The sequence below is a fragment of the Roseateles sp. UC29_93 genome (genome assembly GCF_042695725.1).
Lineage (GTDB): Bacteria > Pseudomonadota > Gammaproteobacteria > Burkholderiales > Burkholderiaceae_C > Roseateles > Roseateles noduli_A.
Map to the genome: position 1 here is coordinate 675680 of NZ_CP170545.1, position 12008 is coordinate 687687.

Annotated in this window: 10 protein-coding genes and 1 pseudogene; 5 read left to right on the forward strand and 6 right to left on the reverse strand. The window is 70.5% G+C overall.

The window, feature by feature from the left end:
- The first annotated feature begins 1 nt into the window (after position 1).
- Both ACFJIX_RS03065 and ACFJIX_RS03070 read left to right on the forward strand, forming a co-directional pair.
- Positions 2-997, forward strand: a complete 996-nt coding sequence (locus tag ACFJIX_RS03065) for a LysR family transcriptional regulator (protein ID WP_377157672.1) — start codon at positions 2-4, stop codon at positions 995-997.
- A 299-nt stretch (positions 998-1296) separates the two neighbouring features.
- Positions 1297-2682 (forward strand): reverse transcriptase family protein, encoded by a 1386-nt coding sequence (locus ACFJIX_RS03070; RefSeq protein ID WP_377157673.1) that lies wholly within the window; start codon positions 1297-1299, stop codon positions 2680-2682.
- A gap of 2 nt (positions 2683-2684) precedes the next feature.
- Here the strand turns inward: ACFJIX_RS03070 and ACFJIX_RS03075 are convergent, their stop codons facing one another.
- The 4 genes and pseudogenes from ACFJIX_RS03075 to ACFJIX_RS03090 form a co-directional block, all read right to left on the reverse strand.
- Complete coding sequence (locus tag ACFJIX_RS03075) at positions 2685-3080, reverse strand: DUF488 domain-containing protein (RefSeq protein WP_377157674.1); 396 nt, start codon at positions 3078-3080, stop codon at positions 2685-2687.
- A gap of 2033 nt (positions 3081-5113) precedes the next feature.
- Positions 5114-5521, reverse strand: coding sequence for a sensor histidine kinase (locus ACFJIX_RS03080; protein WP_377161578.1), 408 nt, complete (start codon positions 5519-5521; stop codon positions 5114-5116).
- A 76-nt stretch (positions 5522-5597) separates the two neighbouring features.
- A pseudogene (locus tag ACFJIX_RS03085) lies at positions 5598-6443 on the reverse strand (sensor histidine kinase N-terminal domain-containing protein); the annotation flags it as partial.
- Between the two features lie 125 nt (positions 6444-6568).
- Positions 6569-7174, reverse strand: a complete 606-nt coding sequence (locus ACFJIX_RS03090; RefSeq protein WP_377157675.1) for a response regulator — start codon at positions 7172-7174, stop codon at positions 6569-6571.
- Positions 7175-7394: 220 nt separating this feature from the next.
- Between ACFJIX_RS03090 and ACFJIX_RS03095 the strand changes: the two genes are divergently transcribed.
- From ACFJIX_RS03095 to ACFJIX_RS03105, 3 genes are read left to right on the forward strand one after another with little or no spacing between them, the layout of a single operon-like run.
- Complete coding sequence (locus tag ACFJIX_RS03095) at positions 7395-8288, forward strand: alpha/beta hydrolase (protein WP_377157677.1); 894 nt, start codon at positions 7395-7397, stop codon at positions 8286-8288.
- Positions 8285-8554 (forward strand): acyl carrier protein, encoded by a 270-nt coding sequence (locus tag ACFJIX_RS03100; RefSeq protein ID WP_377157679.1) that lies wholly within the window; start codon positions 8285-8287, stop codon positions 8552-8554. The genes ACFJIX_RS03095 and ACFJIX_RS03100 overlap by 4 nt, the downstream gene beginning before the upstream one ends.
- Positions 8555-8568: 14 nt before the next feature.
- Positions 8569-9795: a beta-ketoacyl-[acyl-carrier-protein] synthase family protein gene (locus ACFJIX_RS03105; RefSeq protein ID WP_377157681.1), complete on the forward strand. Its 1227-nt coding sequence runs from the start codon at positions 8569-8571 to the stop codon at positions 9793-9795.
- Here the strand turns inward: ACFJIX_RS03105 and ACFJIX_RS03110 are convergent.
- On the reverse strand, positions 9772-10419 hold the full coding sequence (locus tag ACFJIX_RS03110) for a response regulator transcription factor (RefSeq protein WP_377157682.1): 648 nt from the start codon (positions 10417-10419) through the stop codon (positions 9772-9774). The genes ACFJIX_RS03105 and ACFJIX_RS03110 overlap by 24 nt on opposite strands.
- Complete coding sequence (locus ACFJIX_RS03115; RefSeq protein ID WP_377157684.1) at positions 10416-11741, reverse strand: sensor histidine kinase; 1326 nt, start codon at positions 11739-11741, stop codon at positions 10416-10418. Before ACFJIX_RS03115 ends, ACFJIX_RS03110 begins: the two co-directional genes overlap by 4 nt.
- Positions 11742-12008 lie beyond the last annotated feature (267 nt).

Sequence of the window (12008 nt, forward strand, 5' to 3'; positions counted from 1 at the left end):
CATGCAAGCTTTCGCGCGCGTCGTGGAAGCCGGGACGTTCACGCGGGCGGCGGAATCGCTGGACCTGCCCAAGACCGCGGTGACGCGGTTGATCCAGTCGCTGGAGGACCACCTCAAGGTCAAGCTGCTGAACCGCACGACGCGGCGCGTCAGCGTGACGCCGGACGGCGCCGCGTATTACGAGCGGGTGACGCGGCTGCTGTCGGACATCGAGGAGCTCGAGGGCTCCGTGTCGCATGCGCGCGCGGCGCCGAAGGGGCGGATCCGCGTGGACGTGGCCTCGTCCGTGGCGCGCCTGCTGCTGATTCCCGCACTTCCGGAGTTCTATGCAAGACATCCGGACATTCAGATCGACCTCGGCGTGTCGGACCGGCCGGTGGACCTGATCGGCGACAACGTCGACTGCGTCGTGCGCGGCGGCGAGATCACCGACCAGTCACTCGTCGCGCGCCGCATCGGCGACTGGGGCTACGGCTGCTGCGCGTCGCCGGCCTACATCCAGCAGCATGGGCTGCCGCAGCATCCGCTGGACCTGGAGTCGGACCAGCATCACGTGGTCAGCTATTTCTCGACGCGCACCGGCAAGCGTTTCCCGTTCGACTACAGCAAGAACGGCCAGCGCTACGAGATCTATGGCCACTACAAGGTCTCGGTCAACGACGGCAACGCGTACATGACGGCGGGCCTGACGGGGCTGGGCGTGATCCAGGCGCCGTACTTCATGATCAAGCCGCACATCGACTCGGGCGAGCTGGTGCCCTTCCTCTGCGACTGGGAATCGGATCCGCTGCCGCTGTACGTCGTGTACCCGCCGAACCGGCACCTGAGCACCAAGCTGCGGGTGTTCGTCGACTGGATCGCGGAGCTGTTCGAGCGCCATTCGCAATGGCAGAAGCAGCTGGTCGCGAGCTGCGAGGCCAAGCGCACCGAATCGGACGCGGAATACATCCCGCTGCAGGCGAATGCGTCGAAGCAGGCGGTGCTGAGCGCGGCTTGAGGGTCGCGGTCGAGGCGTGAGTCTTCACGCCGGCCCGACGCCGCTTGAGCGGCGTCACGGCTCGCGCCCATAATCGCCGCCGACCTCCGGTCGCCGCCAAGCCTTCGGAAGCGTTCGCGCCTCCGGCTGCGGGGATTCCCCGCGGCGCTTTCCACAGTCAGTCATCCGGCGCCGATACTCAGCCGCGCTGCCGCGCGGAGCTGTATCGGTCGAGACCGGCCAGTTGGCGGCGCCTCCGGGGGTCACCTGTTGCCCCCGTCGCCGCGATCGCGGCGGCGACAAGGACCGCCTCGCCACCGATGACCGCTGCCGCGCCGTTGACCTATCCCCGCTGGATCGCGCTGGCGCTCGCCCGCGCGCTGCAGGCGGACGACGAGTCGCCGCGCGCCCGCGAGGCCGACGCGCTGCAGGCGCGCGCCGAGCAATGCCTGGGCGCTGAAGCGCGGCCCTGGTTGAAACCGCTGTGCGTCGCGCTCGCGCGATGGACGACGCCGGTGTGGCGGTCGCACTCGGTCGGCAGCCTCGCCGACGCGCTGCTGGAGATCGGGGCCTTCCATGAAGGCTTCGATCTCGAACGTTTCCCTCGACCGATCGTGCGCCGCCTGCTGCTGCGACCCTCGCGGATGCGGCCGCTGCCCTTCGCGCTGGCGCAGCTGGTGCTGCCGGACTGGCCGACGGAGGCCCACCTCGCCACATGGCTGGGACTGACGCTGGACGAGCTCGACCACTTCGCCGGTCCCGCGCGTCACTACCGCGAGGCGGTCGCCACGCCTCAGCGACCGCATGTGGTGCCGACACCGCACTACCGCTGCCTGCTCGTTCCGAAGCGCCGCGGCGGCCTGCGCCTGATCGAAGCACCGCTGCCGCGCCTGAAGGCCGTCCAACGCCGTCTGCTCGACGGCCTGTTGAACACGCTGCCGTGTCACGAGGCTGCCCACGGATTCGTGCCGGGCCGCAATGTCGCGACGAATGCGGCGGTCCACGTCGGGCAGGACTTCGTCATCCGCTTCGACCTGCGCGACTTCTTTCCCAGCATCGGACGCGCACGGATCGCGGCCACGTTCCGGACGCTGGGCTTCTCCGACGCCGTCGTCGAGCGGCTGACGACGCTCTGCACCGCGCGCACGCCGGCGCCGGTTCGAGAGCGCCTGCGCGAGGACGGATCGATCGACTTCGACGGCGCGAAGCGGCTCGCCTCGCCGCATCTGCCGCAAGGGGCGCCGACGTCGCCCGCCCTCGCGAATCTGTGTGCGTTCCCGCTCGACCTGCGACTCGACGGGCTCGCTCATCGCTTCGGCGCGCGTTACTCGCGGTACGCGGACGACCTGGTGTTCTCGGGCCCTGCCACGCTGCGCCGGGACCAGCGTGAGTTCCGCGCCTGGGTCCAGGCGATCGTCGAAGACGAGGGCTTCCGACTGCGCCGCGACAAGACGCGTGCGATGCCCTCGGGCGGCCGGCAGCAGGTGACCGGCGTCGTCGTCAATGCGAAGCCGAACCTCGCGCGCGAGGACTTCGATCGCTTGAAGGCCGAGCTGCATCGGCTGGGCGCGCTTGCCGCCGTCGACCCGGCGCTCCGCTCGCCGTTGATGGGGCGACTCGCGTGGGCCAGACAGTTCCTCGCGCCGACACGCGTCGACAAGCTGCAGCGGATGTTCGACGCGATCGCGTTCGAGTCAGCCCGCTGACCTCACTCGCTGCTCAATGCGGCGCCGCGCTCCGTCAGCAACTGCGTGAGCAGGCTGCGATGGCAGCGCAGCGGGTTGTCGCAATAGCAGCCCATCGACAGATTGGACGAGTGCGACAGTGCCGCCAGCGTGTCCAGCATCTGCGACGGCGCGGATTCGCTCATCTCCTTGCGATACGCACGAGCGAAGGCGTTCCACTGCTTGTCGTCCTCGGCGGCCCGACCTTGGGCCATCAGCTCCACACTGGGCGACAGCAGCGGCAGCCAGCTGTCGTAGTAGTCCAGACGCCCGTAGTCCTCCTTGCGGACCCCGCGCGGAGGGCGGCGAACGGTGCCAAGACGAGGGCCTTCATCAGGCAGACGCGGTGTGACGCCGAGTTGGACGATGCGGATGGTCATGGCGATGCGAATCCAGGCTGGCGAGGGACGGCCAGGTCCACGGGAGGATATGCCAGCGGCGACACCCACCCCGCCGTGGTGAACGCGGTGTCGCTCGAGTACCTGGGGCAGCCGTGCTGCCTGATCATCACCCCGGAGCTGGACGCCGCGACGGGACCGTCGATGGGCTGGGGCGGCGTCGGCGGGACAAACGGCCAGGCAAGCGGCAAGGCAAGCGGCGCGGGCGGCTCGCCCGCGCCGGCGCGCTCACTTCACGCTGACGAAGATCGGGTTCGAGTAGAACCACAGGTTGCCGTAGTTGCGGTCGTTGATCTGGTCGTGGCGCGTGGCGTTGTCGGTCGTGTTCACCGGCTGGTCGGCGAGCGGCTCGCCGCCGGCGCTCAGGCCGGGCACGTCCTCGGCCAGATTGGTGCCGCGCAGTCGGAGGTACTGGTTCCTGCCGGCCACCAGCGTGGTCGTGATGCTGTAGTAGCCGTCGGTGCCCAAGGTCCAGTCGGCGCTGGTGAAGCGCTTCAGGACACGGGTCGAGGCGTTCGTCGCCACGTCGTAGGCCGGCGTTCCGGGCGTGGCCTTGCCACCGACGTCACCGACGATCAGGTCGACGTGATGCACCTTCGGCACCATGTTGCCGAGGTTGCCGCTGTTGACCGGCCGTTGATAGTTGTTCACCGGCGGGCTCTTGAAGCGGATCGTGACCGTGACGGTCTGTCCCGTGCCGGCGACGAGTTCCTGCCCCATGGCCGCCTTGCCCCCACCGGCGGCGGCGGTGAAGTCCAGCGCCTGGATCAGGTCGCCGAACACGCCGAAGCTGCGTCCCGCGCGCAGGCTGCTCAGCAGACCGGCAACGCCGGTGCTGCCCTCGGGCTGCCACACATGGTTCTTCGCGTACTCGCCCGGGTAGTACCCGCTGCTGTTGCCGGCGGCATCGATCTCGAAATGAGAATCGGAGTCCGCGACGTTCCAGATGCGCCGGCCCTCGCCGAGCAGCGCATCCCACACACCGCCGAGCTGCGCGACGACATAGTCGGTGCCGCCGTACGTGCGGTTGGGCTTGTTCGCGTCCACGTAAGCCGAGGTGTATCCCCCGCGGTTGGGCTCCATCTGGTTGCCCACCATGCCTTCGATCGCGAAGACGATCTTCGGCGCCAGGTCGTTCATCTGCCGGAAGTCGGCGATCGTGTACTTGCCGGGATTGCGCGACGGGTGGTTGATGACGGCGTAGCTCGTGTCGGGGTAGTTGTCCTTCAGCCAGGCGATGCCCTCGAGCGCGTCGGCGGCGGTGGTGTTGGCGCGCTGGCTGTACTTGGCTTTCCAGCGGGTCACGTCTTCCGCCTTGAACAGCGACTCGTCGCCGGTGGTGAAGACGTACTGGAACTCCTTCGTGGCGCTGACGGAGGTGCCCAACGTCGAACCCCCTTCGAAGATGCCGACACCGATGTGGTCATGGGTGGGCGTGTCCCACTCGAAACCGGAGAAGATCAGCTTCTTGTCGTAGCTGCCGGAGGCCTGCAGCGCCTTGATGCGAGGCATCTCGTACGACTCCATGCCGTAGGCGAAGGCCACGGGGGCCGGCAGGAGCTTGGCGTCGTTGTCGTACTTGGAGGAGCGCAGATGATTGCTGACCGCCATCCAGTCCAGCCCGTAGGTGGTGAAGGCCTTGCCCAGCACGAAGTCCAGCGTCTGCGTCGTCCGCGAGTCGTCCGATTGAACGGTGTGCACATGCAGGTCACCGGTCGTCCAGGCGCCGGGCTCAAGCTCGCTGCCGCTGTCGCTGCCGCCGCAGGCGGTCAGGGTCAAGGTCAAGCCGAGGGTCAGGAAGCCCGCCCAGGGTGCAGCAGAGAAATGACGGCCATGAGCGGCCTGGAAGTCGATGCGATCAGTGTTCACGGGGAAGCGCGGCCAAGGGCAGGCAGAGTGATGGAGGACACCTGCGAGTGTGTCGACGCGCGGTGACGACCCCATGACCGGCGTCTGACGATTTCCCGTGTTGCGGTTGCCCGTGCCCGGTAAACCGCACGTGCCCCGGCGGGAGGTCAGGACGCCGGCATCGACCTCGGCACGCTGAGCCGCACCCGCAGCCCCTGCCCCGTCGTCGCGTCGAGCAGCTCCAGCATCCCGCGGTGCCGCTGCGCGATGTCCACCGCGATCGCCAGGCCCAGGCCGCTGCCCGTCCCCTTGGACTCGCTGCCGCGCTCGAAGCGGCGCAGTGCGCGGTCGCGGTCCTGCGGCGGGATGCCGGGACCGTTGTCCTCGACCTCCATGCGGGCCCAGTCGCCGTCGCTGCCGGTCCGCACCGTGATGCGCGGATTCGGCCCGGCGTAGTTCAGGCTGTTGTGCAGCACGTTGGCCAGCAGCTCCCGCAGCAGGAAGCTCTGGCCCAGCGTCGGCGCGCTCTCGAGCTCGAACTCGAGGTCCGCGCCCGCCTGCAACGCGCGCGGCACCCGAGTCCTCCGCCACCTGCGCGGCGATGTCGCGCAGGTCCAGCGGCTGCTCGCGGCCGCCAGGCTCGGCCTCGGCGCGCGCGATCGACAGCATCTGCGTCGCCAGGCGCGCGCTGCGGTCCACCGAGCCCTGCAGCCGCTTCAGCACCGGCTCCATCTGCGGATCGTGCGGCTCCAGCAGCGCCAGGTCGATCTCGGTCCGCAGCGACGTCAGCGGCGTGCGCAGCTGATGCGCCGCATTCGCCAGGAAGTCCTGCTGCGCCGACGACGCCCGCCGCAGCCGCTCGAAGAGCCGGTTGAACGCCGCGATCAGCGGCTTCAGTTCGCCCGGCACGTCGTGCTGCAGCGGCTCCAGGCGCGCGAGGTCGCGCTGCTCCAGCTCCGCGCTCAGCTGCGACAGCGGTCTGAGGCCCCGGTAGGTCGCCCACCAGCCGGCGCCCGCCAGCAACACCGCCATGCCGCCGATCAGCAGGCCCACGACCACCAGCAGCTGCTGCTGCAGCGCGTCGCGCTTGTTCAGCGTCTCGGCGACCAGGATCTGGCAGACATGCCGATCGCCGCAGGTGGCGCCGAGCGCCGCCGCGCGCAGCGATTCGCCGTCCAGCGTCGCCAGCGTGAAGAACCATTCGTTGGGCTGGCGCTTGGGCAGCTTCAGCCGCGCGAGCTGCGCGTCGCCGAGCAGCACCTCGCCCGCCGGATCAAGCACCAGGTAGTAGACGCGGTCGGTCCGGTCGAAGCGCAGCGCGCGATCGGTCGGGCCCGAGACGTCGACGACGACCTGCCCGTCCCGCTCCCTCAGCAGGCTGGCCACGGCGAGCGCGGTGTCGCCCAGCGCCTGGTCGAGCCAGGAGATCGCCGTGTCGTGCATGACGCGGTACAGCATGAAGCCGGCCGCGGGCACCGCGACCAGCACGGGGAACATCAGCCAGATCAGCAGCCGCTGCTTGAGGCTGAAGGTGCGGCCGCCGCCGGATCGGGGGCTTCCCGAGGGCCGGCTTCCGGTGGGGGGCGCCACCTGGCGGGGACGACTCGGTCATGCCGCGGGGGTCAGGCCTTGGCCGCCGGCGCGGGCGGCATCTCTTCCAGCAGATAACCCAGGCCGCGCACGGTGCGCAGCTGCAGGCCGGCAGGCTCGATCTTGGCGCGCAGGCGCGAGACGCAGACCTCGATCGCGTTGTCGCTGACGCCCTGCTCCCAGCCGTTGCTGGCCGAGGCGATCTGCTCCTTCGCCACCACCTTGCCGGCACGCGCCAGCAGGAAACCCAGCACGTCCCACTCGCGGGCGGAGAGCGCGAGCGGCTCCTCGGCGATGTAGGCGCGGCGCGCCTCCAGGTCCATCCGCAGCGACGAGAGCCGCAGCTCGTTGCCGGTGCGGGCCTGGCTGCGGCGCACCAGCGCACGGGCCCGGGCGATCAGCTCGCTCAGCGCGAAGGGCTTGACCAGGTAGTCGTCGGCGCCGCCCTCCAGGCCGCGCACGCGGTCCTCGACGGCGTCGCGCGCCGTCAGCAGCAGCACCGGCGTCGTGCTGCCCTGGGCGCGCACGCGCCGCAGCGTCTCGAAACCGTCGATGCCGGCCAGGCCGATGTCCAGGATGAGCAGGTCGTAACGGTCTTCGCGCAGCGACAGCGGCACGGGCTCGCCGCGGGCGCTCACGTCCACGACCCGAGGACTGCGAGCGCAGGGCCCGGGCGGTGGACTCCGCCAGGAACTCATCGTCTTCGACCAGGAGGATTCGCATGGAGCGGCAGCATAAGCCTAGAGCCTTGCGGCGGCCAATCGACCACCTGTCAGAAACCTGAGGGCAACGGCACTGACAGCTTGCGGACAGGTTGGCGTCAAGTCCGCAACAGCGACCTTGGACAGACTGCCGCTCATGCCGAACACCGCCCCCCTCGACGGTCCTTCCCGACCGGATCCGCGCCCCGCCGTGCTGCTCCTGCACGGCCTGTGCGCCAACCCGCTGGAGATGATGCCGCTGGCCCGCGCCCTGCGCGACGCCGGCTACGTCGTGGAAGCGCCCGCGCTGGACGGCTACGGCGTCGTGCCCCCGGCCGCCGGCGCGCCGGCGGTCGACCAACCCGCACGTCGTCCGGTTCCGCCCTTCGAGGCCTGGGTCGACCTGGCCGCCGCGCACTTCGACGCGCTGGCCGCGAAGCACAGCCGCGTGGCCGTCGGCGGCCTGTCGATGGGCGCCGTGCTGGCGCTGGCCCTGGCGCTGAAGCGACCGGCGGCCGCCTTGATGCTGCTGTCCACCAGCCTGCACTTCGACGGCTGGAACGTCTCGCCGTGGCGCCGCCTGCTGCCGCTGGCCTACGTGCCGCCGCTGCGCCAGTGGCTGTCCTTCCGCGAGACGCCGCCCTACGGCATCAAGAACGAGCGGCTGCGCGAGTGGGTCGCCCAGGCGATGAATTCGAGCCACGTCTCCGCGGCCGGCGCGGACCGGCTGCCGGCCGCGTCCCTGTACCAGGCTTCGCGAATGATCCGCCTCGTGCGCCGCCGGCTGGGCGAGATCGACGCGCCCGCCGTCGTCCTGCATGCGAGCGAGGACGACGTCAGCGGGCCCCGCTCGGTGCTGGACCTGCAGCGCCACCTGGGCACGACGCCCGAGGTGCATTGGTTCCATCACAGCTATCACATGTTGACATTGGACAACGAACGCGGTGCCGTCACCCAGGCGGCGCGCCAGTTCCTGCAGCGGATGGTGCCGGTCGAGGCACTACCCGAACACCCTGCTTCTTTTGACCACGACCGAGGACCACCGCCATGAGCAACACGCTTGATCAACTTCGTCAACTGGCCTGCCACGAGCTGGGCATGACCGACGACGGACTGAAGGACGACGTCACCTTCGCCGAACTGGGGCTGGACTCGCTGATGCTGGTCGACTTCATGTTCGCGGTGGAGGATAAGTTCCACATCGAGATCGACCACGACACCGCGATGAAGCAGCCGACGATCGTCGGCCTGGCCGCGATCGTGGACGCGCAGCTGGCCGCCAAGGCCGCCGGCACGCCCGCGGCCGTCGCCGCCTGAGCGCCGGTGCCGGCATGAGCCCGGAAGCGGTATGGATCACCGGCATCGGCGCCTGCAGCGCGCTCGGCCCGGACGCGGACTCGCTGGCGGAGGCGCTGGCGCAGGGGCGGTCGGGGATCACGCTGCAGCCGGGAGAACCGACGCGCGGCGTGGCGCCGTTCGCGGCGGCGGCGGTGACGCAGCCGCTGGGGCAGGACATGCCGCCGGCGCAGCGCAACCTGCACGACCGGCACAGCCTGATGGCGCTGCACGCGGCGCGAGAGGCCTGGACGCAGTCCGGCCTGCCGGCGACGTCGGCGACGCCGGAGAGGGCGGCGGTGGCCTGGGGCACGGGCCTGGGCGGGTCGAACGCGCTGCAGCAGTCGTACGCCGAGCACCTGACGAAGGAGACGCCGCGCATCCATCCGTACACGGTGGTGCGGGTGATGAGCAACTCGGCCGCGTCGCACCTGGCGATGAAGTACGGGCTGAAGGCGGCGATGCTGACGATCTCCAACGCCTGCGCCTCGTCGGCGCAGGCGATCGGCGAGGCGCTGATGCTGCTGCGCCAGGGCCGCGCGGATGTGGCGCTGGTGGGGGGCTCGGAGGCGATGCTGAACCCGGGCTCGGTGGCCGCGTGGCAGGCGATGGGCGTGATGGCGCCGGCGGATCCGGAGGATCCGTCGCGCAGTTGCCGGCCGTTCGACGATGCGCGCAAGGGCCTGGTGCTGGGCGAGGGCGCGGCGGCGCTGGTGCTGGAGACGGCGAGCCACGCCCGCGCACGCGGCGCGTCGGCGCTTGCCGTGCTGGCCGGCTACGGGCATAGCGTCGACGCGGTCCACCTGTCGCGGCCCGACGCCGACGGCCAGGAGCGCGCGCTGCGCGCCGCGCTGGCCGATGCGGGGATCGAGGCCTCGCAGGTCGGTTACGTGAATGCGCACGGCACGGCGACGGACGTCGGCGACACGGTCGAGGCCGAGTCGCTGGCACGCGTCTTCGGCGTGCGCGGCGTGCCGGTCAGCGCGACCAAGGCGCTGCACGGCCACCTGATCGGTGCCGGCGGTGCGCTGGAACTGGTCGCCTGCGTCCAGGCGATGCGTCGCGGTCAGCTCCCGCCGAGCGCGCACGTCAGCACGAGCGTGCTCGAGGAAGTCGCCGACGTGATCCGCGAACCGCGAGCCTTCGATCCGTCGAAGGCCATGGTCAGTAACTCGTTCGCGTTCGGTGGCAGCAACGTGTCACTGGTGATCCGGGCGGCCTGAACCGCCTTTCAACTCAAACCGCTCCAGCATCGTCGCCAGCTCCGCCGCGGAGCGCAGGCCGAGCTTCGTGAATGCTCTCGCGCGGTGGACCTCCACCGTGCGGATCGCGATGCCCAGTTCGTCGGCGACCTGCTTGTTGAGCTTGCCGGCCGCCACCAGCACCGCGACCTCGCGTTCGCGGTCGGTCAGGCTGGCGAGCTTGCCGGCCACGTCCGCGTGGACGCGGGACTCGCGCCAGCGATGGATGTCCGTCGCGATCGCGCGCTGCACCTTGTTGACCAGCGCCTGGTCGTTGAACGGCTTCTCGACGAAGTCGAGCGCGCCCTTCTGCATCGCGTCCACCGCCATCGGAATGTCGCCGTGACCGCTCAGGAAGATCACCGGCAGCGGCACGCCGCGCGCGATCAGCTCATCGTGCACCTGAAGGCCGGACAGCGGCTCCATCCGGACGTCCAGCACGATGCAGCCGTGCGGCTCGATCGCGCGATCGAGCGCCTCGAACAACGCCGGGCCGCTCGCATGCGGCTCCACCCGCAACCCGTGCGTGCGCATCAGGAAGGCCAGCGCGTCGCGCACCGCCGCCTCGTCGTCCACCAGGTGGACCGTCGCCTGTGGGTCGCTCATCGCGCGCCCTCCTTGTGTTGTCCGATGCCGCGGTCAATGTCAGCGCCAACACCCATGCCGGCGCCGCTGCCGTCGGCGATCTCGCTGCCGTCGCACGCGCCCTGCCCCGGGCACAGCGGCAGCGTGAAGCTGATCCTCGCGCCGCCGAGCGCGCTCGCGCCGGCTTCCATGCCGCCGTGGTGCGCCTCGATCACCGAACGGCAGATCGCCAATCCCATGCCCATGCCCTCGGACTTCGTCGAATAGAACGCGGTCGTCAGTTGATCGATGCCGCGCCCCTGGAGACCGGGGCCGTTGTCGTCGACATCGACCCGCACGAAGCGCTCGCCGACGCGCTGCGCGGCGATGCGCACCTGCGCGCCCGGCCGGCCGTGCAACTCGTCGAGCGCATTGCGGACCAGGTTGATCAGCACCTGCTCGATCAGCACCGCGTCGGCCTGCACGTCCGGCAGACCGGGCGGCATCGTCACATCGATGAGCACGCCGCGCAGGTCGCGCTTGAGCAGCGCCAGCACCCGCGCCGCGAGGTCCGGCACCGCGCAGCGCTCCGGCTGCGGCGCGCGCCTGGTCACGAAGGCACGGATGCGCTGCACGATGCGCCCCGCCTCCTGCGCCTGCTCGCCGAGCCGTCGCAGCGCCTCCAGCACGATCTCGTCGGCCTGGCCGGCGCGCTCCAGCGAGCGCAAGGCCCCGGCGTTGTAGCCGGCGATCGCCGCCAGCGGCTGGTTCAGCTGATGCGCCAGCGCCGATGCCACCTCGCCCAGCGTGCTCAGCCGCGCCTGATGCGCGAGCGCCTCGGTGCGACGCCGGTCGCGCTCTTCCGTCTGCTTGCGCGCGCTGATGTCGACGATCGACCCCATCCAGCCGATCTGCACGCCGTTCGCGTCCACCAGCGGCGCCTCGAAGATCATCACGTCCAGCACGTGGCCCTCGCGGTGCATCCAGCGCGCCTCGTAGCCCTCGCGAGGCGCGCCGCCGGCCATGTTGCGCTGGTGGCGGCGCAGGCTGTCTTCCATCTCGTCGGGCAGCCAGTACGGCATCGGCGGCAGGCTGCCGAGCAGCTCCTCGGCGCTGTAGCCCACCAGATCGCAGAACGCGCGGTTCAGATGCGTCACCCGGCCATCCAGATCGCGACCGCGCAGGCCCACCGTCAACGAATCCTCGACCGCGCGGCGCCACGCCGCTTCGGTGCGCGCCTCGCCTTCGGCGCGCCGCACCTCGCGCATCTGCCGGCGCAGCATCCCGCTGGCCAGCGCCGACAGCAGCAGGAACACGCCCATCAACCCCGCCGCCAGCGTGTACCACCACGGGCGATGCGGCACGCGGGGTGTTGAGCTCGAGCCAGGTCTCGCGCATCGCCGGATCGACGCTGACGCGGTAGCTCTGCGTGTCGGGCAGCGCGAGCGCGTCGCCCGTCTGCGCGAGCCGCTGCCCGAGTCCATCGACCAGCCGCACGTCGTATTTCTGCGAGAGCCACCACGGCAGCGTCTGCCGCAGCAGCGCGCTCGGCGCGAAGCGCACGACCAGCCGGCCGCCCTGCGGCCGCGGCGAGCTCCAGTGCGCGGTCAGGCCGCCTTCGTCCAGGCTCA

Coding starts and splice junctions, on each gene's coding strand:
- ACFJIX_RS03070 (WP_377157673.1), top strand. CDS start 1,297: ATGACCGCTGCCGCGCCGTTGACCTATCCCCGCTGGATCGCGCTGGCG.
- ACFJIX_RS03110 (WP_377157682.1), bottom strand. CDS start 10,419: ATGAGCGACCCACAGGCGACGGTCCACCTGGTGGACGACGAGGCGGCG.
- ACFJIX_RS03065 (WP_377157672.1), top strand. CDS start 2: ATGCAAGCTTTCGCGCGCGTCGTGGAAGCCGGGACGTTCACGCGGGCG.
- ACFJIX_RS03100 (WP_377157679.1), top strand. CDS start 8,285: ATGAGCAACACGCTTGATCAACTTCGTCAACTGGCCTGCCACGAGCTG.
- ACFJIX_RS03075 (WP_377157674.1), bottom strand. CDS start 3,080: ATGACCATCCGCATCGTCCAACTCGGCGTCACACCGCGTCTGCCTGAT.
- ACFJIX_RS03105 (WP_377157681.1), top strand. CDS start 8,569: ATGAGCCCGGAAGCGGTATGGATCACCGGCATCGGCGCCTGCAGCGCG.
- ACFJIX_RS03095 (WP_377157677.1), top strand. CDS start 7,395: ATGCCGAACACCGCCCCCCTCGACGGTCCTTCCCGACCGGATCCGCGC.